This window comes from Gemmatimonas groenlandica (assembly GCF_013004105.1).
Classification (GTDB): Bacteria; Gemmatimonadota; Gemmatimonadetes; order Gemmatimonadales; family Gemmatimonadaceae; genus Gemmatimonas; species Gemmatimonas groenlandica.
The window spans coordinates 40,787-62,177 of record NZ_CP053085.1; the positions used below are offsets into that span (position 1 = coordinate 40,787).

Annotated in this window: 16 protein-coding genes and 1 pseudogene; 12 read left to right on the forward strand and 5 right to left on the reverse strand. The window is 64.3% G+C overall.

The window, feature by feature from the left end; translation table 11 throughout:
- Positions 1-75 precede the first annotated feature (75 nt).
- The 7 genes from HKW67_RS00210 (at position 76) to HKW67_RS00240 (ending at position 7,494) form a co-directional block, all read left to right on the forward strand.
- A complete protein-coding gene (locus HKW67_RS00210) occupies positions 76-612 on the forward strand; it encodes a DUF983 domain-containing protein (RefSeq protein WP_269141424.1) in 537 nt (178 codons plus the stop codon).
- The gene (locus HKW67_RS00215) at positions 609-1,835 is read left to right on the forward strand and encodes an ATP-binding protein (RefSeq protein WP_171223473.1); all 1,227 of its coding nucleotides are present in this window, start codon (positions 609-611) and stop codon (positions 1,833-1,835) included. The genes HKW67_RS00210 and HKW67_RS00215 overlap by 4 nt, the downstream gene beginning before the upstream one ends.
- A 345-nt stretch (positions 1,836-2,180) precedes the next feature.
- Positions 2,181-2,480, forward strand: a complete 300-nt coding sequence (locus HKW67_RS00220) for an SDR family NAD(P)-dependent oxidoreductase (protein ID WP_171223474.1) — start codon at positions 2,181-2,183, stop codon at positions 2,478-2,480.
- 244 nt (positions 2,481-2,724) lie between these two features.
- Complete coding sequence (locus HKW67_RS00225) at positions 2,725-3,390, forward strand: hydrolase (protein ID WP_425486265.1); 666 nt, start codon at positions 2,725-2,727, stop codon at positions 3,388-3,390.
- A complete protein-coding gene (locus HKW67_RS00230; RefSeq protein WP_171223475.1) occupies positions 3,387-5,216 on the forward strand; it encodes an amidohydrolase in 1,830 nt (609 codons plus the stop codon). The genes HKW67_RS00225 and HKW67_RS00230 overlap by 4 nt, the downstream gene beginning before the upstream one ends.
- A 96-nt stretch (positions 5,217-5,312) precedes the next feature.
- Positions 5,313-5,900: an antibiotic biosynthesis monooxygenase gene (locus HKW67_RS00235; protein ID WP_171223476.1), complete on the forward strand. Its 588-nt coding sequence runs from the start codon at positions 5,313-5,315 to the stop codon at positions 5,898-5,900.
- Between the two features lie 16 nt (positions 5,901-5,916).
- Positions 5,917-7,494, forward strand: a complete 1,578-nt coding sequence (locus tag HKW67_RS00240; protein WP_171223477.1) for an MFS transporter — start codon at positions 5,917-5,919, stop codon at positions 7,492-7,494.
- Between the two features lie 82 nt (positions 7,495-7,576).
- Here HKW67_RS00240 and HKW67_RS00245 read toward each other — a convergent pair whose 3' ends face one another.
- Positions 7,577-9,442, reverse strand: a complete 1,866-nt coding sequence (locus HKW67_RS00245) for an alginate export family protein (RefSeq protein WP_171223478.1) — start codon at positions 9,440-9,442, stop codon at positions 7,577-7,579.
- A 453-nt stretch (positions 9,443-9,895) separates the two neighbouring features.
- Here HKW67_RS00245 and HKW67_RS00250 point away from each other — a divergent pair, with 453 nt between their 5' ends.
- Positions 9,896-11,023 carry an alpha/beta hydrolase gene (locus HKW67_RS00250; RefSeq protein ID WP_206044550.1) on the forward strand — a complete coding sequence of 376 codons (1,128 nt, stop codon included), beginning with the start codon at positions 9,896-9,898 and terminating at the stop codon, positions 11,021-11,023.
- A 118-nt stretch (positions 11,024-11,141) separates the two neighbouring features.
- Here HKW67_RS00250 and HKW67_RS00255 read toward each other — a convergent pair whose 3' ends face one another.
- Entirely contained in the window at positions 11,142-13,094 is a 1,953-nt protein-coding gene (locus HKW67_RS00255; RefSeq protein WP_171223479.1) for a PAS domain-containing sensor histidine kinase, read from the reverse strand.
- Positions 13,095-13,700: 606 nt separating this feature from the next.
- Between HKW67_RS00255 and HKW67_RS22615 the strand changes: the two genes are divergently transcribed.
- Positions 13,701-13,955: a DUF6130 family protein gene (locus HKW67_RS22615; protein ID WP_343212867.1), complete on the forward strand. Its 255-nt coding sequence runs from the start codon at positions 13,701-13,703 to the stop codon at positions 13,953-13,955.
- Between the two features lie 568 nt (positions 13,956-14,523).
- Here the strand turns inward: HKW67_RS22615 and HKW67_RS00260 are convergent.
- The 3 genes and pseudogenes from HKW67_RS00260 to HKW67_RS22720 form a co-directional block, all read right to left on the reverse strand.
- On the reverse strand, positions 14,524-14,682 hold the full coding sequence (locus tag HKW67_RS00260) for a helix-turn-helix domain-containing protein (protein ID WP_171223480.1): 159 nt from the start codon (positions 14,680-14,682) through the stop codon (positions 14,524-14,526).
- A gap of 51 nt (positions 14,683-14,733) precedes the next feature.
- Positions 14,734-16,539, reverse strand: coding sequence for a sensor histidine kinase (locus HKW67_RS00265; protein WP_230981089.1), 1,806 nt, complete (start codon positions 16,537-16,539; stop codon positions 14,734-14,736).
- 180 nt (positions 16,540-16,719) lie between these two features.
- A pseudogene (locus HKW67_RS22720) lies at positions 16,720-17,781 on the reverse strand (two-component regulator propeller domain-containing protein); the annotation flags it as partial.
- Positions 17,782-18,675: 894 nt separating this feature from the next.
- Here HKW67_RS22720 and HKW67_RS00270 point away from each other — a divergent pair.
- The 3 genes from HKW67_RS00270 (at position 18,676) to tehA (ending at position 21,268) form a co-directional block, all read left to right on the forward strand.
- Positions 18,676-19,299, forward strand: coding sequence for a response regulator (locus HKW67_RS00270; RefSeq protein ID WP_171223482.1), 624 nt, complete (start codon positions 18,676-18,678; stop codon positions 19,297-19,299).
- 167 nt (positions 19,300-19,466) lie between these two features.
- Positions 19,467-20,069 (forward strand): NAD(P)H:quinone oxidoreductase, encoded by a 603-nt coding sequence (gene wrbA / locus HKW67_RS00275; protein ID WP_171223483.1) that lies wholly within the window; start codon positions 19,467-19,469, stop codon positions 20,067-20,069.
- Between the two features lie 206 nt (positions 20,070-20,275).
- A complete protein-coding gene (tehA, locus tag HKW67_RS00280; RefSeq protein WP_171223484.1) occupies positions 20,276-21,268 on the forward strand; it encodes a dicarboxylate transporter/tellurite-resistance protein TehA in 993 nt (330 codons plus the stop codon).
- Positions 21,269-21,391: the final 123 nt, after the last annotated feature.

A 21,391-nucleotide genomic window follows, 5' to 3' on the forward strand; every position in this document is an offset into this window, starting at 1 on the left:
GAATTGCCCATGACCTGTTCCGAAGCTCCACTACTAAGAGGTCGTATGCAAGCAGGGCATGGCAAACACACCGGAATGGAGACGGAGGCGGGCTTAGAGCTTGCGTCCGTGGGGCGGGCCCTTCGTTTGTTTACGCGCGCGCTGCGGTTGCACTGTCCCCATTGTGGGCGGGGGCCTGTGCTCGATCATCTGATTACTCTGCGCGTGAAATGCGGCACCTGTGGGCTCCGGCTGCAGCGCGGCGAACATGACGCGTTCACGGGGTCAATGTTCGTGTTGTTTACGTTGGTCGGATTGGTGAACTACGCGTTCCTGGCGATCACGCTCTTGGTCACGGACGTGGTGCCGTGGGATCTGCTGGAGTACGGGCTGCCAACACTCACGCTGGCGTTGGTTGTCGTCGGATTCCCGTTCTCGAAGCTCCTATGGCTCGCGTTCGACTTAATGCTCCGGCCCGTTACTGCTGCTGAGCTGACGTGGCATCAGGCGGCCGAGGTTGAATTCGAAGTTGATCTCCTCGGTTCGCGTCGTGAGTCAATAGACAGACTAGCCATGCCGCACGTCGCAGGGGATGCACGGACGGAGACGGCACGAAAGGACACAGCCCGATGAGTAGTCGGCCGGACCGCGAGGTTGGTGTTGCTGTGGACATAGCGGAACGACAGTTGATGGAATCGCGACTGCGCCAAACGCAGAAGATGGAGGCGATGGGGCGCCTCGCCGGCGGTATCGCGCATGACTTCAACAACTTGCTGACGGTGATTGGCTCCAGCGCGATGTTTTTGCAACAATGCCTGCCGCCAGAGATGTACGCGGCGCTTGATGATGCCCGTCAGATCGAAGTGGCCGTGGAACGCGCAGCGCTGCTGACACGGCAGCTGTTGCGCTTCAGTCGTGAACAACTCCCCCTCTCCGAGCTCGTTGTCATCGACGCTCTCGTTGAGAATACGGAGCCGCTACTAAGGCGACTCGTTGGCAGTCACATCGAAGTCGCAGCGCTGGCTGGAGCGCCGGGAGTAGGCGTGCTCGCGGATCAGGGGCAACTCGTGCAGGTCCTCTTGAACCTTGCAGCGAATGCGCGCGACGCGATGCCGGAGGGCGGAGTGTTGACGCTCGAGACGGCAATACGCGCCGTCGACGGTGCGATGGCGGATCGGATGCAACTTCCAAGGGCGGGCGAGTACGTCGAGCTCTCGGTGAGCGATACGGGTATGGGGATGGACGACGCCACGTTGGCGCGCGCCTTCGACGCCTTCTACACCACGAAGGCAGCTGAACGTGGAACCGGCCTGGGTCTCGCGACAGTACGCAGCATCGTGACCGGAATGCACGGCGCTGTTACTGCGGTCAGCCGCAAGGGGATTGGCTCGATCTTCAAAGCGCTCTTACCCGCGCAGTCAGGTCGCATCAGCGCGGACACCGGCACACCAAGTCCGGTGCGGGGACAGGGCGAAACCATCGTGGTTGTGGAGGACGAGGGGTATGCACGAGTCGCTCTCAGCCGCATGCTGACGCACCTCGGATACGTCGTGCTATCGGCCAGACACGGGCGGGATGCCGTGCGAATCTGGGAGGACGCAGGCGGTCCTGCGGGACGTGTGGATCTCGTCGTGACAGACGTCGTGATGCCGGAGCTCACGGGGCCGGCGCTGGCCGATGAGTTACGTGCGCGTCATCCACATCAGGCGCTGCTGTTCGTCACCGGCTATACCGGCCGTGAAATGGATGAAGCGCACGACCATCGCGACATCCGCACGTTAAGCAAGCCTCTCTCTGTCGGGACGCTGTCGCAGGCCGTTCGACGCGAGATACGTCGCATGAATGCGGCAGCGTAACCCTCCGGCGACTCCCGACGCCAAATCCCCGAGAATGGCAGAGAAATTTGGTGGACGTTCTGCACCGGCGAAATCATCCATGGCGCTGGGCAGTATGCGCATTCACCCCGTGTCCCAGGGCAGAACGATGAAAATTCAATCGCTCGATGTATCGAACGGCCTTTCATTGCGGGAATGGAAGGACTTCTACGAGAGCGCAGTGCCGCCGAGGAGCAGATTCAGCAAGGGTTTCAGCAACTCATGAGGGCCTTTGTCTATGAGCAGAAGGGTACGATGGTCGATCGTCGAAGCAAGTGAGTCTTCACGTTGGTCGAGTCCTCAGCGTCAGTAGCGTAGCGGGAACGTATGGATCTGACACTTGCAGGCAAACGCGCGCTGGTGACCGGCAGTAGCTCGGGCATCGGTGCAGAGATTGCAAGGATGTTGGCGTACGAAGGTGTGAAGGTCGTGATTCACGGCCGAGACGTGGGGCGCGCAGGCCGTTTGTTGGAAGAGATCCGCGCAACGGATGGCGATGCTGAGCTCGCGCTGGGGGACCTCACCACGGATGACGGCACATTGTCCGTGATTGCCTGCGTAGATCTGGGGGGCGGGCGGGAGCGTAGCCGGGAGTTGTTCACGGGAGCGACCGGTTCGCCGGTCTGAGCGCACACCGCGTGATCACCGATCGACGAGCGCGCGTGCGCTGCGACGTGAGGGAACTTCATGCGCCCCACAGAAGCCGCGGCGGCCGTGACCAGTCGATCATCCGATCGAGGTACCGAAAGACCGGGCGGATGGAGGATTCGCGGCGCCGGGGGGAGTGGCATTCTCCGTCGACTGCTTCCTCCCCGAACTGGAGCCTGATGTGTCGAACGCGAATGGTCGTCGTGCACTCACCGAGAAAGGCCTGCTTACCCCGCAGAACTCGGTGGTTGCCATCATCGATATTCAGCCTCAGATGGTTTTCGGAGTCGCCAGTGCGGACCGCCAGTCCATCATCGATGCGAACCTGGTTTTTGCAAAGGCCGCACGCGCCTTTGGTGTGCCCACGGTGCTTTCGGGCGTGGAGAGTTCAAGCTTCAGTGGTGCCCTCCTGCCGCAGCTGCAGGCCGTGTTCCCGGACCATACGCCGATCGAGCGTAGTTCCATGAATGCGTGGGACGATGCGGACTTTCAACGCGCGATACTCGCAACCGGCCGGCGCAATCTTGTACTGGCCGGACTCTGGACGGAAACGTGTGTCGCCCTGCCAACCGTCCAGGCGCTGCACGATGGCTTCAACGTGTTCGTGGTCGAGGATGCATGCGGCGACGTGAGTGAACTGGCGCACCGCAATGCGATGCAGCGCGTCGTTCAGGCCGGCGCAAAGCCGGTCACGGCGCTCTCGGTCATGCTTGAATGGCAGCGTGACTGGGCTATCCGAGAGACATACGATGCAGTCGTCGACATCGTGAAGACCCACTGTGGTGCCTACGGCGTGGGTCTTGAATATGCGACCACGATGGTCCATGGCGGCGCGACGACGCCGTGGCCTCCGTATACGCCTCGCCTTGTTGCTGGCGTACCGACATGACCGTCGCCAGCCTGCTGCTGACCAACGCTCGCATCCACACGATGGATTCGCAGCGGCCGAACGGCGCTGCACTCGCCGCGCACAACGGTCGTGTGCTGGCAGTCGGCTCAGCGCGAGAAATCGAACCGTATCGCGGTGCAGGGACGCTCGAGATCGATGCTGCGGGCCGCACCGTCATTCCGGGGCTCATCGATTCGCACATCCACAGTATCCGCGGAGGCCTTAACTACAATCTCGAGCTGCGGTGGGACGGCGTTCCAGCGCTCGCAGACGCCCTGCGGATGCTGCGGGCACAGGCTGCGCGCACGCCGCCCGGCCACTGGGTGCGCGTCATTGGCGGCTGGAACGAGTTCCAGTTCGCCGAGCGGCGGTTGCCGACTCTCGACGAGATCAATGCGGCCGCCCCCGAAACACCGGTGTTCATCCTCTACCTCTACGGCTTCGCGCTGTTGAATCGCGCTGCGCTGGCCGCCGTAGGCTACACGCGCGACACGCCGGATCCACCAGGCGGGGAGATCCAGCGGAATAAGGCAGGGCATCCAACCGGGCTGCTCCTGGCGAAGCCCAATGCGAGCATCCTCTACTCGACGCTCGCCAAGGGACCGCGCCTGTCGTTCGACGACCAGGTCAATTCGTCGCGCCACTTCAATCGGGAGCTGAACCGGCTGGGGGTCACCAGTGTGATCGACGCGGGTGGCGGCTTTCAGAACTACCCGGAGGATTACCGGGTCGTCGAGGCACTGCACGCGAGCGGTGAGCTGACGGTGCGCATCGCGTACAACCTTTTCACGCAGAAGCCGGGTGGAGAGTTGTCCGACTTCCAGCGCTGGGCCGGTCTGGTACGGCCAGGCGATGGCGACGCCTTCTACCGCATGAATGGCGCGGGCGAAATGTTGGTCTTCTCTGCGGCCGACTTCGAAAACTTCCTCGAACCACGGCCGGACCTGTCTCCGACCCTCGAGTCGGACCTCGAGGCGGTGGTACGTCACCTCGTGGCGCAGCGGTGGCCGTTTCGACTGCATGCTACCTATGATGAATCGATCGCGCGATTCCTCGACGTGTTTGAGCGGGTGGAGCGCGATGTGCCCTTCAACGGACTTCGTTGGTGGTTCGACCACGCCGAGACGATTTCACCGCGCAGCCTCGAGCGTACCGCTGCGCTTGGCGGTGGCGTAGCCATCCAGCACCGCATGGCCTTTCAGGGCGAACACTTCGTGGCACGTCACGGCGCAGCAGCGGCCGAGGCCGCACCGCCAGTGCGGCGGATGCTCGAGATGGGACTGCGCGTGGGGGCGGGGACGGACGCGACGCGTGTTGCCAGTTACAACCCGTGGGTCGGCCTCTACTGGCTCGTGAGCGGACGTACGGTGGGAGGCACCGCCATTCATCCTCGGCGCAACCGATTGAGCCGTCTCGAAGCGCTGCGCCTCTTTACGCACGGCAGTGCGTGGTTCTCAGGTGAGGACGCGGACAAGGGAACACTCGCGCCCGGTATGCTCGCGGATTTCGCGATGCTGTCGAGCGACTTCTTCAGCGTGCCCGAGGACGAAATCAAGCGGATCGACTCGCTGCTGACGGTAGTGAATGGACGGGTTGTGCATGCTGCCGGCCCCTATGCGCAACTCGCCCCACCGATCCCACCGGTGCGGCCCGACTGGTCACCTGTCGCGCACCGAGAGGATACCCCCGTTGGGGCCCCTTCCGGCCATGCGTGCCATGGCCCGCCCAACGCGGGCATGCGTCGACACTCGAATCATGCACACGGGGGCCATGGGCTCGGCGCCGTCGGCTTCGCCGGCAGCGGCTGCGACTGCTTCGTGTTCTAGCGCGGTACGAGATCTTGAATTCATACGCGTAAACTCGAGAGGTATCCGATGAGTGGTACTCGAAACGGTACGGCGATAGGGTTACACGATGAGCGCATGACACCCACTACCGATCACCCGCGCGGTGCGTCGGTGTCACCGCCCGCCAAGCTCGTGATCGAGAGACGCGTGCGACCCGGTAGGGAGCGCGAGTTCGAGGTCTGGGTGCGTGCCTTGATCCACAGCGCGTCGGCGGCCAACGCGCACGAGGGCTCGAGTGTGCTGGACGCTGGCGGCGGCGAATACTTCGTGCTCGTGCGCTTCGCGAGTCCGGAAGCACTCGACCGCTGGCGCGAGTCCGACGAGGTCGTCGCCTTGAGCGCGGACGGAGATACGCTTTCAACCGCGGTAGACTGGCCAATCGTTCGCAGCGGCCTCGAAACCTGGTTTACGGCGCCTGGGCACCGATCGCGTGTCGCGCCACGGTGGAAGATGGCGTTGGTGACGTGGTGCGCGTTGATGCCGCAGGTGCTCCTGCTCAGCGTTGTCATGCCTGAGGGTATTCCACTCGTGCTCGGCGTCGGACTGACCACTGCGATCTCGGTCTCTATGCTCACCTGGGTCGTGATGCCGCGCCTGACCGCGCTCCTCGCCGGATGGTTGTTCAGCCCCGATCAGGAAGGCGCGCGCGCGGTTCGGGCGTGACGGCCCTACCGCGCTAGTGACATCGGTTGCACTTCGCCCGTTCGGGAGCCCCGCCTTCCGAGTGCTGTGGGTCGCTACCGTGGTGAGCACGACGGGCACGTGGATTCACGACGTAGGTGCCACGTGGCTGATGACGGGGCTCACGCCGTCACCGATCATGGTGTCGCTCGTTCAGACAGCCACAACGATGCCGGTGCTTGCGCTCGCGTTGCCCGCGGGTGTCCTGGCGGACGTGCTCGACCGACGACGCGTGCTGATCGCTGCACAGTTGTGGATGACGATCGCGGCGCTTGTGCTGGGTTTGCTCACGCTCTCCGGTAGGACGACACCGGCGACACTGTTGGTCATGACGTTCGTGCTCGGCATCGGTGCGGCGCTCACCGCGCCGGCATGGCAGGCGATCGTGCCCGAACTCGTGGCGACCGTCGATGTTCCGGCAGCGATCACCCTTAATAGCGCCGGCGTGAACGTGGCGCGCGCCATCGGTCCCGCCGTCGGTGGCCTGCTCATCGCGGCGAACGGTCCGGCCCCTGCGTTCCTGATCAACGCGGTCACATTTATGGGAGTAACCGCTGCCTTGGTCTGGTGGAGACGCTCAGTGCCACCGAGCGTGCTGCCGCCCGAACCCCTCGTGGCGGCGCTCGGCGTCGGGCTGCGCTACGTGCGAAACACGCCCCCGCTCATCACGGTACTCGTGCGGACGCTGGCGTTTATTGCCTTCGGGAGTGCGCTGTGGGCCCTGTTGCCGCTGGTTGCCCGCGTACGATTGGGCGCGAGCGTCGCTGGCTACGGACTGCTGCTCGGAGCCATCGGTATTGGTGCGCTGAGTGCGACGGTGCTGCTGCCGGTTCTCCGGCGCCGGTATTCGATTGAACGCCTCGTCGTCGTCGCGACACTTGCCTACGCAGTCGTGCTGCTGGTCCTCGCGACGAGCAACAGTTACTTCGTGGTGTTCGTTACGTTGCTGCTCGCGGGCTCGGCATGGCTCACGCTGCTCTCCACGCTCCAGACGAGCGCGCAGGCGACCGTCCCGTCCTGGGTGAGGGGGCGCGCACTCGCGGTGTACCTGATGGTGTTCTTCGGCGGTCAGGCAGGAGGCAGCATCGTGTGGGGCGCCGTTGCTGAACTCCTGGGAAGCTCGGCGTCACTCGTCATCGCCGCTTGCGGCCTTGTGCTCGGCCTCACGACCGCCCGCAGGTACCCGTTGCATACGGCCGGCCATTCCGACCAGTCGCCGTCGCACCACTGGCCGATGCCCGAATCGTCACCCGGCGGTGCGCCCGAACGCGGCACGCGCGTTGTCGTAGTGATGACCGAATACCTGATCGATCCCGGGTCGAGCGTCGCATTCTCCGCCGCGATGCGTGAGATGCGTGCCGCGCGAATGCGAAGCGGGGCGGTGCGTTGGCAACTCGCCAATGACCTCTCGCGTCCGGAGCGGTTCGTCGAGCAGTTCACGGTGCCGACCTGGGATGAGCATCTGCGGCAGCACGCGCGTGTCAGCATTGCCGATGAGGACGTGCAGCGGAAGGTGCGTGCGTTTCATCGCGGAGTCGATCCTCCAGCCGTTACGCATCTCATCGCCGTGTATTGACGCAGCGTTTTCACTTCGACCAATTTCGACGCGGCGCACATCAGATCGCGTATGTGTGGGCGACGGACTCGGCGTGAGCTTGCTAGAACCGATACGCAGCATATCCGCCGAGGTACGTGATGTTGCGACGCGCGCTCGCCGGCGCTGTCTCCCGCACGTACGGGCCCACCACGAATGCGCCCGCTGTCGCCAGCAGGGTGACACGCCGGTTGACCTCCCATTCCAGCTCCACGCCGGGCTGATGGCCGACGAAGCGTGCCGACGTTCGTGCCCCCGTGCGAAGTGGCACGCCCACCGGATTGTAAACGCCGTCGGCGGCGCTATCCCGCCAGTATACGAGCCACTCGACGGAGAGTGACGCCCCCCGCCAGGGCTCCACTTCCAGTCGCGGGTGCAGGTCGCGGACATTCGCGGGGCCGACGGGTGAGAGGAGACCAAAGTAGTCGCCGCGCGGATACAGTGGATGAAACGTTTGCAGGTCCGCGTTGTCGCGATCGCGGTCACCGCTTGCGACGTCCGCCCGCAGTGAGATTCGTGGTGACAACGGCGTGTGCGGCCAGCGCACACCAGTCTCTGTGGCCAGGGTCCACGCACGTATGCGGCCCGCCGCGGGGCCATCGCCGAATGCTCCGAACTGCAGCATCGGCTCCCAGTTGTAGTCGATAACCGTTCCGTTGAGCGCGACGGCTCCCCACAACCGCGTGCCCAGGGTGTGGCGAAGTTCACGCCGTGGCGGGCCGCTCGCATTCTGATCGAACCGTGCCCCGCGTCGCCAATGTCCGATGTAGTAGCCGTCGACGCGAAGACCTGCTTTCTTCGTCGCGCCGGGCACCCTGAGACCTGCGGCGTACGCCCCCCACAGCGTGCGTGTGCGGTCGATCCCGTCGTCGAAGACGCCGCGCCGCGTCATCGCCGGCGAGGCGACGAAGATGTCCACGCGCGCCTGGTCTTGCCGCGGTGAGCGCGGTCCCGCCCAGCCGCTGACGGACAAGCGCACCGCGTCGAAGCTCTGTCTCACGTTCTCGCCTTCGCGGAAGTTGATCAGGCGTGCGGACCCATAAAACAACTCTTGTCGACCGAGGCGCAGGGCAACACGGCGCCGTCGCGCTGCGCCTCCGACTTCGACGTAGGCCTGATGCACGTCCAACCGGTCCACGTCTGCCGGCCGCGCACTGCCCTCACGTCCGCTCGCCAGCCCGCTCTTCAACTGCAGAAATGCTGCTGGCGCGAGCCAGATCGTTGGACGACTGAGGCGGGCGTGCAGCATGTAGCGCTGCAGAAGGTATGCATCACGAGGAATCGCGTCGACGCCGAAGTCTTCCCATCCATAGCGTTCCATGAACAAGCGCACCTCGCCGCCCAACTCGATCGCTCCCAATGATGGGGATTGCGCAGCAGCGGCCGGAGCACGCAGGCTCGCGGTGGCGACAGCGATCCCGAGCAGTATCACCGAGCTGATGCCGAATCGTCGGCACGATCGGAGAGCGGCGCGCGCGTGCCGGGCGAACCATTCCCATGCAGGTTGCTCGAGTCGCGTATCCATCGCGACCGCACCGGCGCCGGTGAGCGTGAGGGCTCCCGCGATCACGATGTACGTGAGCGCTGGCTCCAGCGCCAGAAATCCGAGCGGCCATTTGTCGATGACGGCCACGACCATGGTGCTCGCAAGTGCGACGGCGGCCGGTCGCGTCGCGAGCCCGAGCAGCAGGCATAGGCCAGCGCCAAGCTGAGCCCCAACGGCGAGCGCCGCGAAGGCAGCAGGCGCAGGGAAGCCCAATGCAGCGACCGTTTCAACGAACGCGCGGTTGCCGACAATCAGCTCCTGCGCCTTGTGTCGTCCGTGGAAGCCAAGGAACGTGGCCGCCACATACCAGCGGAGCAGGGTCGGCCCCCAACGGGCGATGGCTGCACCGCGCGCGGACGGCCTGTCGTCGGCAGAGCGGGTCATGGATGTTCCTCAGTTGCTCGTGACGGTCCGACGCTGTGTCGTCGGTCCGTGGCATCTACGTGAGCGTCGAGTCTCGCCGAACGCTGTTGACGAGTACCGCATCGGGACACCTGGAGCCGCATCGGCTCGCAGTGGCTGCGCCCGCACGCGCACAGGCATGATGACGCGCGCACACCCCGCCGCGCGTCGGGCGTTCGGCGAGTCCTGCAGTATGTCACTCGGAGCGGTCGCACCTACCCCCTACGGGTACTCGGCGCTGAGTGCGCGGGCGGCTCCTGCGCCCTCGCCATACCCCATTCGGCGTACGCGACGGCTTCACAAAAGGTGAAGTCGATGACCTCCCGCACGGGCGACGCGCGCGTCGGTAGTCCGCGGCAATGATTACCGCGAGGCCACGCAGGGTGCGCGGCCGTCAATGGGCCTGCGCCCGCATCAACGACCCGGAGGAGTGCCATGCACAGCGTGGACGACATTCAGCGTGTGACCGATCCCACCGAGACCACCAATGAGTTCAATCCGATGCAGAGCCGGCGAGACGCGCTGAAGGTCGCCGCTGCAATCACGGCACTGCCGATCGTGTCGGCAATCGTGCCCGCACAGGCGTCGGCTTCGACGCCCGTGTCACTCACCCCTCTGCCTCCCGCCCCCATGCGACTCGAACCCGTCACCCAGAAATTCATCGCCGGACTCGCCGGTGCACCATCGCTCTCGACGCTCACGCCGGAGCGCGCGCACGCCGTGCTCACCGACCTGCAGTCAAAGCCGGTGCCGCTCCGTCCCGCTGATATCGAGGACACCACGTGGCCGGTAGGCCCGACGGGGACGACGCGCATCCGGATCGTCCGTCCACGTGGCGTGAAGGACACACTGCCACTGCTGATGTATTTCCACGGCGGTGGCTGGGTGCTGGGCGACAAGGTCACGCACGACCGGCTTGTGCGCGAACTCGCCGAGGGCGTTCGCGCCACGGTGGTATTCGTGGACTACATCAACTCGCCCGAGGCCAAGTACCCGACTCAAAACGAGCAGGCCTACGCGGCGATGCTGTACGCCGTCGAGCACGCGAAGGAGCTCAACGTGGACCCCTCTCGGCTTGCGATCGCTGGCGACAGCGTCGGTGGCAATATGTCTGCAGTCGTGACGCTGATGGCCAAGGAGCGAAGAGGGCCAAAGATCGCCTATCAAGTGCTGTTCTACCCGCTGGTCGACTACCTGGGTGCAACCGAGTCGTACAAGAAGTACGCGGATGGCCCGTGGCTCACCCGACAGACGATGAAGTGGATGTTCGACTTACAGGGGCTCGACGGCACGGAGGATTATCATGCGTTCCCGCTACGCGCAACCGTCGAGCAGCTGAGCGGGTTGCCGGACGCACTCCTCATCACGGACGACGACATCCTGCAGGACGAGGGCGAAACGTACGCGCACAAGCTCGCACAGGGCGGGGCACGCGTCACCACCGTGCGCTACAACGGCACGGTGCACGATTTCGCCATGCTCAACCCGCTGTCAGACACGCCGGCCGCGCGGGGCGCCATCCAGCAGGCCATCACGGCTCTCAAGACCGCACTCCGCTCTTGAGTCTTGCGCCTCGTTGACAGCACGCCGGGGGCCGGGTGGTGCTGTCATCGAGTGTCGGACAGCAGCGTCATTCATGAGACGCTGAGCGTCAGTGAGCGCACGAATCCAGCTCAGTACGTCAAGGCGCGGTCTGCTCCCGGCGAAGAGGCACTTCAATGCTGATCTTGGTTCCGCGTCCCGGTGCGCTCGACGTCGAAAACGCTGCCCCGATTGTCGCGGCTCGCTCGCGCATACCGACAAGTCCGAAGTGACGTGCGCGTTCTCTCGATTCGCCAGGCACCGACAGGCCACAGCCGTCGTCGCGAAGTGAAAGGCGTAGATGCGTTTCACCAAACGCGACGGATAGCCTGATGGTCCCCGCTCGCGCGTGCTTCACCACATTGGTCATCGCCTCCGCGACTATCGACACCGCGGCGTCTCGGACGTGCTCCGGGACGAGTCGCGGCTGCCCGGATACCCGCATATGCAGCGCGAGCTCCGCCGGTGCGGACAAGCGCTGCGCCGCGTCGTGTACGGCCGCGACCAGATCTGCATACGCGCGATGGCTGCGCATCCCGTGTAGCGCCAAGCGCGCCTTGCGGCCGACGTGCTGCGTCATCTGCAAAAGTTCCTGAAAGCGGGCAGACAGCGTTGGCACCGCACGTGCGTGCAGAGCCAGAGCTTCGAGTTGCAGTGCAACACCGGTGAAGTCCTGAAGCAGTCCGTCGTGCAAGTCGCGCGCGATTCGGGTGCGCTCCGCGATCACTGCCTCGTAGCGAGCCTTTCTCGAGCGGCGGAGACGGCGATCGGCGACGCGACGCTCGGTGACATCCACTACGGTCCCGACGAATTCTACGAGTCTCCCGTCTTCGTCGCGCACGGGGTGACCATAGGTCTCCACCCACTTCATCCGTTCGCCGGGAACGAGGATGCGCGTGAGCAGCCGGAGCTCTGTGCCTGCGGAGAACGCGAGAAGTAATGCCTGGTGTACGATTGAGGCGTCGTCAGGGTGCGCGCGCCCAAGTACTGCCTCGTAAGACGGCGTTCCGTCTGCCGGATCGAATCCGTAAATGCAAAACATCTCTCGCGACCAGAAGATCTCCCTTCCAGGGATCTTCCATGCCCAGCTTCCCGTGTGGCTCAGTCGCTGCGCTTCGGCGAGGTATGCCTCGCTCCGTCGCAATTCCTCCTGAGCATGTCGTTCCGCCGTGACGTCCATGGTCGTGCCGATGTACTCGTCCCCGCTTACCTGCCCACCCTCGCTGCGTAAGTGCTTTACGGACCCATCGCGCAGCAGGAGCCGGTATTCCAGCGACAGCGGAGTCATGTCGCGGATGGCGAGGCCGATGGCATCTTCAACGAGTGCGCGGTCCGCGGGATGTACACGATCACGGAAGATCTCTCGCACGGCGTCTGCCGACCAAGGGCGTGTGGACGCGGGCTCGACCTCGAAGATCCGGTAGTGCTCGTCGGACCAGGTCACTGCCCCCGTTAGCCGGTTTCGGCTCCAGCTGCCGGTCCGGGTGATACGCTGTCCTACAGCCAGAAATGCCTCACTGCGTCGGAATGCGTCTTCCGCCTGTCGCCGTTCGGTGACATCTCGCGTGATGCCGAGCAGAAACTGCATCGTGCCATCGCGACTCCATTCTGGCACGAAGCGTGACTCGAAATGCCTCGGCCCGGAGGGCGAGGCGAAGGTAAATTCCATAGATCCTGCTATGCCGGTGCGGAGAACATCGGCAAGGCCCTGCTCCCACTCGCGAACGTTCTGCTCGGATAGACCAAGCTGGCCAACGCGTCGGCCCAGGAGCATCGCTGGCGAGAGGCCAGTGTACTGCTCCACAATGCGATTCACGTAGCGGATACGCAGCTCCCGATCGAACCGGATAATGACATCGGGGGCGTTGTCCGTGAGTGCGCGGAGTTCGTGATCGTGTCGGGTGGCTTCAGCACGACGGTGCCAAGCGGCCGCCGCGACCACGCCGCCAAATCCGGCGGGCTCGCCGGTGCGGGACAGCCGAGTGCGCAACGGAGGCACGGCGATGTTCGGCACCGACATCGGCACTTTCGAGCGTGCGTAAGACTGATCCATCGGTGGCTAAGTCCGCGTTGAGTTCTGGAGACCTCGGCAGCAAGTGAGGGGTCGCTAAAACTGTGCAAAGCGCGGTTTCGTGATGGTGAGTCGAATCCGGGCTGGTCCGATTCAATCCGAAATCCGGCTTTTTATATGATTCATCGTCACGGCTTGCGCGTCAAATCCTTTGTGTCGGAGCGCCAGCGTGCTAAGCGAGGACATCCGTATGCGGTATGTCCCGCGCAGTTGCGCCACCGCTTCCGTAGACCGGCGGGCTGCGCCGTTCTGTCTGATGACGTTTCGCGCGTCAGCTACCGCCGCCGCAGGCGCCCACGCTCGGCACGAGTACCGGCATCGGCAATACGCGCGACGTACAACATCACCGATTGAGGCGCGGTAAACGCTGGGAGCATGAATACTCAGACGTCTGGTGCAATGGGTCGAACTGCTCTCGCACATTCGTCCCTCAACAGATCGCCCACATTCCGCTGTGATGCGGCGAGCGCCGTCCGATGAGGCGCAGAAGATGTGCGCGTGCGATGAGCGCGTGCCGTAACCACTCGTTTTGATTCCCGACGTAGCACCTCCCCGCTTGATCGTCGACGCGCCGATCGCAGAACCCTCATGTCGAGGGCCGTTCTCACTCAAAACCGCAAAGAGCACCTGCAAGTTGTGCTGGCTTTCGGTGTCGGTGCGTTAAGCGTCTCGCCCCGAATCGGGCAGGTGCATATCACCGTCGACGACTTGCCGTGCAGTTTGTCGGCGCGAGCGGCGAGGCCGCTTCTCTGGTCGGCCGGCCGCGAGGTCCGTACAAGGTGCTCTTCGCACGCGCGGACGCTATCCACCACGTTATCATCACGCAAACGGTTCACTTCGTAGTTGCAGTGTCTGCGCCGCCGACCAGTTTCCGGCCGGGTGTCAAGTCTTGTTCGTCGCAGTGATCGCAGCGTGGGTCCTCACTGGCGCTCGGCCTTGCTGTAGAATCGTCGTCGAAATGCTTATCGTGACGGAGATAGCCCAGCGGGAGAGCCAAGGTGACGGCTTCGGTCTAGTCTTCTACTCCAATCGTTTTGCGGTGGACCTTCACCGTCCTGGTGGTTCGCGCGCTGAGCCGCGCCACCTGTACGTTCAAAAGGCCTTTCGCGACGAGCCGGCGCATCCTTCACATCGCGTGTGGTCAGCCAAGCGCGCAGCGTGAACTCGCGGAGCGCGCGCGACGGCAGTGAGTCGAGCGCGTCGATCCGCGGCGGGGTTTCGGCTCGCCTGAAGCACTTCCGGCGTGGGCACCCTCCCGAGGGCGCGTCCAATGGAGCCGGCGACCACTGCGCGATCGATATCGACATCTCCGACGTAAATCAGGAGAACGACGATCTTGCCATGTTCGCTCGCGCGCCGTGACGCCGCACGTTGCGGCCATGACATCTAAACCGAGAATGCGAAGATCCATCTACATGGCGTCGGGAGTGAGGGCGGCGAACTTCTCGACGGCCTCGCAACGGTCGCGCGCTTCGCAGACAACTCCAATGCTCGGCTCAGCCCCGACGCGTGAAGCGAGCCCCTCCCGCACCAGCAAGTGGTCGTCCGCAGTCAGGATGCGAGTTGCCATGTGGGCGAAAGCGCGACCAGGAGGCGTGTCGGCAATTTGCCATTGGGCATTTTACCCAGGGGGCGCAGTGGGGATAGCCAGCTGGACCCGTACGCCCCGCCCAGGCGCGCTCTCGATGGTAAGCCGTGCGCCGATTGCGCCCGCGCGCTCGCGCATGCCGACAAGCCCGAAGTGGCCGTTTGCCGCCGCCTGTTTCACGTCGAACCCCTGCCCGTCGTCACTCACCTCCAGAAGCAGCGCGCGCCTGCTATACGCGCACTTCACCTCCACGCAACCACACGCCGCGTGGTTGCGCGCATTGGTCAGTGCCTCGAGGCCAATCTGCAGCGCCTCAACCTCGAGGCTCACTGGGTATCGGCGTCGCGCGCCCGTCCAGCTCACGCGCACGTCCACTTCCGAAGCCGCAAAGACCCGACGAGCAGCCTTGGCCAGCTGCTCGTCGATCGGCTGCGCCTCTTCCACTGACGTTCGCATCTCTACCACCGCTTGCCGCGCGTTCACCAGCACGTGACTCGTCTGATCGCGGATCGCTGCGAGGGTAGGGCCTATCCCCGTCGACCCGGCGGTCCTCACGACCGCGTCCAGCTGCATCCGGACACCGGCGACTTCGGAGAGCAAGGTGTCGTGCAACTCGCGGGCGACGCGCGTGCGTTCGGCGAGCGTAGCGTCAAATCGCGCACGCATTCCGGCTGCTAGTCGCCGCTGGCGCCACAGAATCAGGAGCCAGACCGCGCCGACAGTCGCCACGGCGCAGAGCCCCTTGAACGCAGTGGTCTCTGCGAACGCCGGCGGGATCAGAACGTCCATGGCTGCGGGCGTCACGCTCCACAGACCGTCGTCGTTCGCCGCGGTCACCTCGAAACGGTACGCGCCTGGCCTCAGGTTCGTGTAAAACGCTTCGCGCCGCGGCCCGGCGTCCTGCCACATCGTGTCGAGACCAACGAGCCGATAACGGAACTGCACGCGCTCCGGCACTGCCATCGACAGCGCGGTGTAGGAGATGCTGAGCGCGCTCGTGCGCTCGGGGAGTTTCACGCGGCTCGAATTAGTGTACGTCCGTCCACCGGCCGCTAGCGCGCGCACCATGACGGGCGGGGGCACGACATTGCGACGGATATTCGCCGGATCAATGAAGCCGAAGCCGCCCATCCACGAGAACCAGATTCGCCCATCCGTCCCGAGGATCGCTGTCGGCGCGACGCCGAAAAAAGATCCGCGATCGACTCCGTCCCGCGCGTCGAAATGCTCGGCGCGCATTGCGTAACCGGGCTCTCGTAGCACGCGGCGCACCTCGTCCGGGCTCAGCCGAACAACACCATCGGCTCCGCTCAGCCAGACTGCAGTAGCAGTCGGTACGATGCCACTGACGCCACGAAAGGCTCCCTCGCGTGTCACGATCGGTGAGAACCGGGCGCGTACGTTGGCGAAATCATCCAGCAGGGCAGCGCCGAGCTCGCCGCCGGCCCAGACGCGCCGGCCCTGAACGACAAGTGTGCGTACGCCGCCGACGCCCACGTCAGCGGGGCCATACTCCCTCTCGCCGCCCTCTCCGACGCGCACGACGCGACCATCGGCACATCCGAGCCAGACCTGGCCGGAGCTATCGGCCTGGATGGTGGCGACGATCCGCTCCGACGGACCATAGCGCTCCCAACCTGTTACGGTCGTCCTGAAAAGACCACGGCGCTCAGCCAACGCCCAGATCGTCCCGCTCGTGTCGCGGACCACGTCGAGGATCGTGGCGCCCTTGAGTCCGTCGGCCAACATGAGCGGGGCCAGCGATCCATCGCCCCCGTGCCACAATCGCGAGAAGCCAGCGACCCAGAGACTGCCTCTGAGGTCACGACGCAGCCTCATGATTCCGCGCGGGGCCACCTCTGTCGCTCCACCGGAACCATCGACTCGCGTGAGCAAACTGGACCGACTGCCCACCCAGAGTGCGCCGGAGTCTGCAGCGGCGATCGTCGGTATCTCTGATGACGAAGGCCATGACGTGGGTGTCACTTTAGGAACGCGAAACTGGTCCAGTCCTCCTTCTGTCGCGACCCAGATGGTTCCCTCCCGGTCTTCCAGCACCGAGAACACGTAACTCCCGCTGGTTCCGCTCAGCGGTGAAAACGCGAGGGTATCCGATACCGCAGCGACACTCGGCGCGCGGTCGACATCGGCAAGCGACACGCGAACGAGGCGACCCGTTGTGAAGAACCCCCACGCACGCGCCTGCCTGTCGATGAGCATTGAAGACCAACCGCGCGCGGCTCCGCGGTCGCGAGAAAAGTACGGCGCGTCATTCACCGCCCTCCCGGCTGTGTCGGCTATCCGCGAGATGCCCCGCATTTGCGACACCACCCATACTTCGCCGTTCGGCGCAGCGCGCACTCCACCAGTCCCGACTTCGCTCTCGCTTGCGGCGAGTGGTGGCGCGCGCCACGCGAACCGCGTCGTTCCACGCGGAAGCACAAAAACGCCCGCCGACCCGTCTACCCACAAATCACCACGACGATCGACAGTCAGGTCATTGGTGAAGCCACCCGCGTAGCCAATTTGTTCACCAGCAACTTGCCACGTTGCACCAATGAGTCGCGCAAGCCCCCGACTTGTCGACGCCCACATTGTGCGTGTCGAATCGTATGCGAAGGCGGTGACTGTGCCTCCGGGAAGTCCGTCGCGAATGCTGTACGACGCGATGCGCCCGTCTCGGATGACGCTGATACCACCGTAGGTATATCCAATCCAGAGCGCGCCGTCGGGCGAAGCGTATAGTATGTTCACCGCATTAGACGGCATCGTCTGACCGGTCGGCGGCGCATACCTTTCGAAGCGGATGCCATCGAAGCGAAAGAGCCCGCCCCCACCTCCGAGCCAGAGAAATCCATCGCGCGTCTGCACAAGTGCGGTTGTGCCCGTCGGCGCACCGTCTCGCGCGGTCCACGTGCGGTGAGAGAGCTGCGAAAGATTGGGTTGAAGTGCCTGTGCGTGCGTCGCGATGCCTGGGAGCGCGCTGCTGGTACCGAGCAGCAAAAGCGCCACGCGCCAACGTATCTTGAACGGACAGTGCATAAAGAATTCCAAGCCGCTCTGAGCGCGGATCATTGGCATGGTCGCATCGGGAGATGATCTCGCGATAATCGATCGCTGCGCGCGAAGTATGCAGACGGCTTTTGCGGACTATCCAGATCGAGCTCGCACGTGCCAGAGGCAATATTGCGAAGATCGAGCAATTCCGGTTCCAGGTCAAGCGACGCCTCACCCATGAGAACCTCTTGGCGGGCGCAACAAGAATTCAGTGACGCCGAAGCGCTTATTGGACGCCTCGCATCATTGGGACGCGCCGGATGCATATTCGGTTAGGCCGAGAATGCACTGCACGATTGCATATGTCCGACCAGGCGACGAAACGCACGCAATCACACGACTTCGCAGACGAAGCCCAATACAACCGCGGCGTTCCGTACGAATCCGCGTGCCGTTGTCCGACCATCCAACACGGCTTGCGCACCCAGCGACTGGCTTCGGTTTGGAAAGTGGAATCCGTGCCAAGCGGTCTTTCCTTGGCGCCCCGCACGGCTGAAGCCATGCTTCGAAACGGCCACTATTCGTTCGAGTCCACCCGCGCTCGGTCGACTTCATCACTTCGATATCGCGCTACGGAACGGAGAAGGAAGTACACGTCACGCTGAAACCCCTACCGCCCCCGCACGCCGCACGGTGTGCGAGCTCCTCGATGCCCGAGAGGCACACCCATTGGTCCGGCCATGAAGGCAAAGTCGTCGCATTGGACGGCACGCGGGTCTGCCTTCAGCGAGTGGTATGAGTTGTTGGTTCCCGTGTTGGACTCGGTCTGAGCGAATGTCGACGTGCTGGCCGAACGCGTCGTGCAGCCGCACGTCGCGCACAGCGCCGAAGCTGGCAACCGTGGTCACGGCGAACTCAGCCGACGAGTACGCCAAAGGAGGTATTGCCGCCGATCCTTGGGTGATACCTCTTTGTAGCATGACGATTCGAGTGTTGACCGTGGACGACCACGCCGTGGTGAGAGCCGGCGTCGATGCCATACTCGCGACCGAAGCCGATCTCGAGGTCGTGGGTGGTGCCCGCGACGGAAATGAAGCACTCGCTCGCTACCTCGAGCTCCGGCCCGACGTAGTCCTCATGGATCTCCGCATGCCGAACCTGGACGGTGTTGCGGCGATCCGCGCCATTCGTTCCGAGGACCCGACGGCGCGGATCATTGCGCTGACGATGTACGAGGGTGACATGGACATCCATCGGGCGCTCAGCGCAGGAGCGTGTGGCTATCTGCTGAAGGGCGCTCCCGCCACCGAATTGGTCGGAGCAATTCGAACCGCCGCTGCCGGCCGACGCGTGCTCTCGGGTGACGTCGCTCGCGCGCTCGCTGAATTCACGCCGCGCAGGGACCTGAGTGCGCGTGAGGTGGAGGTACTTCGACTCGTCGCCAAGGGCCTTCGCAACGACGACATTGCCCGCGTTATCGGGCGGACCACTGGCACAGTGAAGGTCCACGTCAAGAACATCTTCGCGAAACTAACGGTCGACGACCGCACGGAAGCCGTGACGCTCGCGCTGCAGCGCGGCATCATCCATCTCGACGACTGACAATGTGAGGCTGTTCGTTCCACTTCGCTCCTGTGCGACCGGCGCGTGGTGCGAGGAAATCGTCCAATGGAGGTACGCGGAGTTCATCCATCTTGGGGAGGCGCGCGGTGGCATGCGAGGCGTACGATGCAGTACACCTCTACCACTCATGCCTGGAGTTCGCAGCGATGCCAAACGTTCGACTCGCCATTGTCTACTACAGCACCTACGGCACCAATCATCGCATGGCGGAAGTGGCGTCAAACGCCGCCCGTGATGCCGGTGCAGACGTGCGACTTCGGAAGGCGCCGGAGACAGCGCCGGATGCGATCGTGAATGGGCAGGATGCGTGGCGCGCTCACGCCGAGCGCACGGCACATGTGCAGCCCGCAACGCTCGATGACCTCGAGTGGGCGAACGCGTACATGATCAGTGGACCGACGCGCTACGGTGCGGTCGCCAGTCAACTGCGCGCATTCCTCGACCAGACCGGCCCGCTGTGGGCAGCGGGAAAGCTGGCGAACAAGGCAGCCTCCGCGATGGCGAGCGCGCAGAACGTGCACGGCGGCCAGGAAATGACCGTGCAATCGTTGAACGCCACCTTCGCACACTGGGGCTGCGTGATTGTGCCGCCTGGCTACACCGACCCCTCCACCTATGCGGCCGGCGGCAACCCATACGGCGTCACGGTCACGGCGAACGGACAAGCAATCCCCGATGCCGTGCAGGAGGCCATTCGGCATCAGACGCGGCGGCTCGTGCACTTCGCCGCGCGCATCGCAGAGGAATGAAGTATCCCGTACGCCGGCGCAGTCACTTCATCGGTGTGGGTAAAGCAACGCTGGGATACGGCTTGTCGATCCGCGCGCTCGGACGTGATGGCGGTTCGCGCGCCCGGTGAAAGCGGCGGCGCGGTGAGCGCGCCGGGCATCGGGCGGTCTTCCTTCACTCCTCCGGCGCCTGATGCGCCACCTGCCTTCGCCGTGGGTGTTCGTGCATGACCGCAGCGTCGGCCCACGTGGCGCGGCTTGGCGCGATTGAGCAGATCGCTGCCCGGACCCCAGCGAGTTTCTTTGCCGTTGCTCTCGGCGTGGCAGGCCTGGGCGGTGATTGGCGCGCGGCGTCCGAACTCTGGGGGCTGCCGTCATTCGTCGGTGAGGCGATCATGGCCGCCGCCGTGCTCGTCTGGCTGATGATCGCAGCGCTCTACGCGGGCAAGTGGATCGTCGCGCGAGATGCCGCACTCACCGAGTGGCGACATCCCGTGCAATGCTGTTTCATCGCGCTTGGACCGGTCGCGACGATGCTCGTCGCACTCGCCGTTCGCCCGTACAACGACGTTGTCGCGCGCGTGCTGTTCGCGGTGGGCGCCGTGAGTCAGGTTGGCTTTGCGGTTTGGCGTACCGGCGGGTTATGGGACGGAGGGCGTGATCCGCTGGCCACCACACCGGTCCTCTATCTTCCGACGGTGGCCGGGAGCCTCGTGCTGGGCACAGTCGCCGGCACGCTCGGGCACACGACACTTGCCGCGCTGGCGCTCGGCGCTGGCTTTTTTTCCTGGCTCGCGCTCGAGTCGATCATCCTGCATCGGCTACTCGTTCACGAGCCGCTTTCGCCTGCGCTGCTGCCTACGCTGGGGATTCAGCTCGCGCCACCCACGGTGGGATGCGTCGCGTATCTCGGCATCACTCGTGGACCACCAGATCTGTTTGCACTGGCGCTCCTTGGCTACGGCCTGCTGCAAGCTGGTGTGCTGTTGAGGATCGCCGCGCGGCTTCGTACGCAACCCTTCACGCTTGGATTCTGGGCGTTCAGTTTCGGTGTGACGGCGTTGGCACAGGGGGCTATCCGCGTCGTGGCACGCGGCGCGGTGGAACTCGAAGTGTTGTCCATCGCACTCTTCACAGTCGCGAATATTGTCATCGCAGCGCTTGCACTTCGAACATTGCTGCAAGTGTCGCGCGGTCGCTTGCTCCCGCCGGCGAGCTAGGTCGCTGAGGCGCGTGCTGGTGTCTCGGGTATCTGGCTGGGCGACTGCGATCTACATCCTTGGAGGTAGCCGTTGATCATCAGGACGGGTCATGCGATTGGCGCCGTCCTGCGCGATGATTCA

Coding starts and splice junctions, on each gene's coding strand:
- tehA (WP_171223484.1), top strand. CDS start 20,276: ATGACCGCAGCGTCGGCCCACGTGGCGCGGCTTGGCGCGATTGAGCAG.
- HKW67_RS00260 (WP_171223480.1), bottom strand. CDS start 14,682: ATGGCAACTCGCATCCTGACTGCGGACGACCACTTGCTGGTGCGGGAG.
- HKW67_RS00210 (WP_269141424.1), top strand. CDS start 76: ATGGAGACGGAGGCGGGCTTAGAGCTTGCGTCCGTGGGGCGGGCCCTT.
- HKW67_RS00230 (WP_171223475.1), top strand. CDS start 3,387: ATGACCGTCGCCAGCCTGCTGCTGACCAACGCTCGCATCCACACGATG.
- HKW67_RS00220 (WP_171223474.1), top strand. CDS start 2,181: ATGGATCTGACACTTGCAGGCAAACGCGCGCTGGTGACCGGCAGTAGC.
- HKW67_RS00235 (WP_171223476.1), top strand. CDS start 5,313: ATGACACCCACTACCGATCACCCGCGCGGTGCGTCGGTGTCACCGCCC.
- HKW67_RS00265 (WP_230981089.1), bottom strand. CDS start 16,539: ATGAGGCTGCGTCGTGACCTCAGAGGCAGTCTCTGGGTCGCTGGCTTC.
- HKW67_RS00255 (WP_171223479.1), bottom strand. CDS start 13,094: ATGGATCAGTCTTACGCACGCTCGAAAGTGCCGATGTCGGTGCCGAAC.
- HKW67_RS00245 (WP_171223478.1), bottom strand. CDS start 9,442: ATGACCCGCTCTGCCGACGACAGGCCGTCCGCGCGCGGTGCAGCCATC.
- HKW67_RS00250 (WP_206044550.1), top strand. CDS start 9,896: ATGCACAGCGTGGACGACATTCAGCGTGTGACCGATCCCACCGAGACC.
- HKW67_RS00270 (WP_171223482.1), top strand. CDS start 18,676: ATGACGATTCGAGTGTTGACCGTGGACGACCACGCCGTGGTGAGAGCC.
- HKW67_RS00215 (WP_171223473.1), top strand. CDS start 609: ATGAGTAGTCGGCCGGACCGCGAGGTTGGTGTTGCTGTGGACATAGCG.
- wrbA (WP_171223483.1), top strand. CDS start 19,467: ATGCCAAACGTTCGACTCGCCATTGTCTACTACAGCACCTACGGCACC.
- HKW67_RS22615 (WP_343212867.1), top strand. CDS start 13,701: ATGTCGAGGGCCGTTCTCACTCAAAACCGCAAAGAGCACCTGCAAGTT.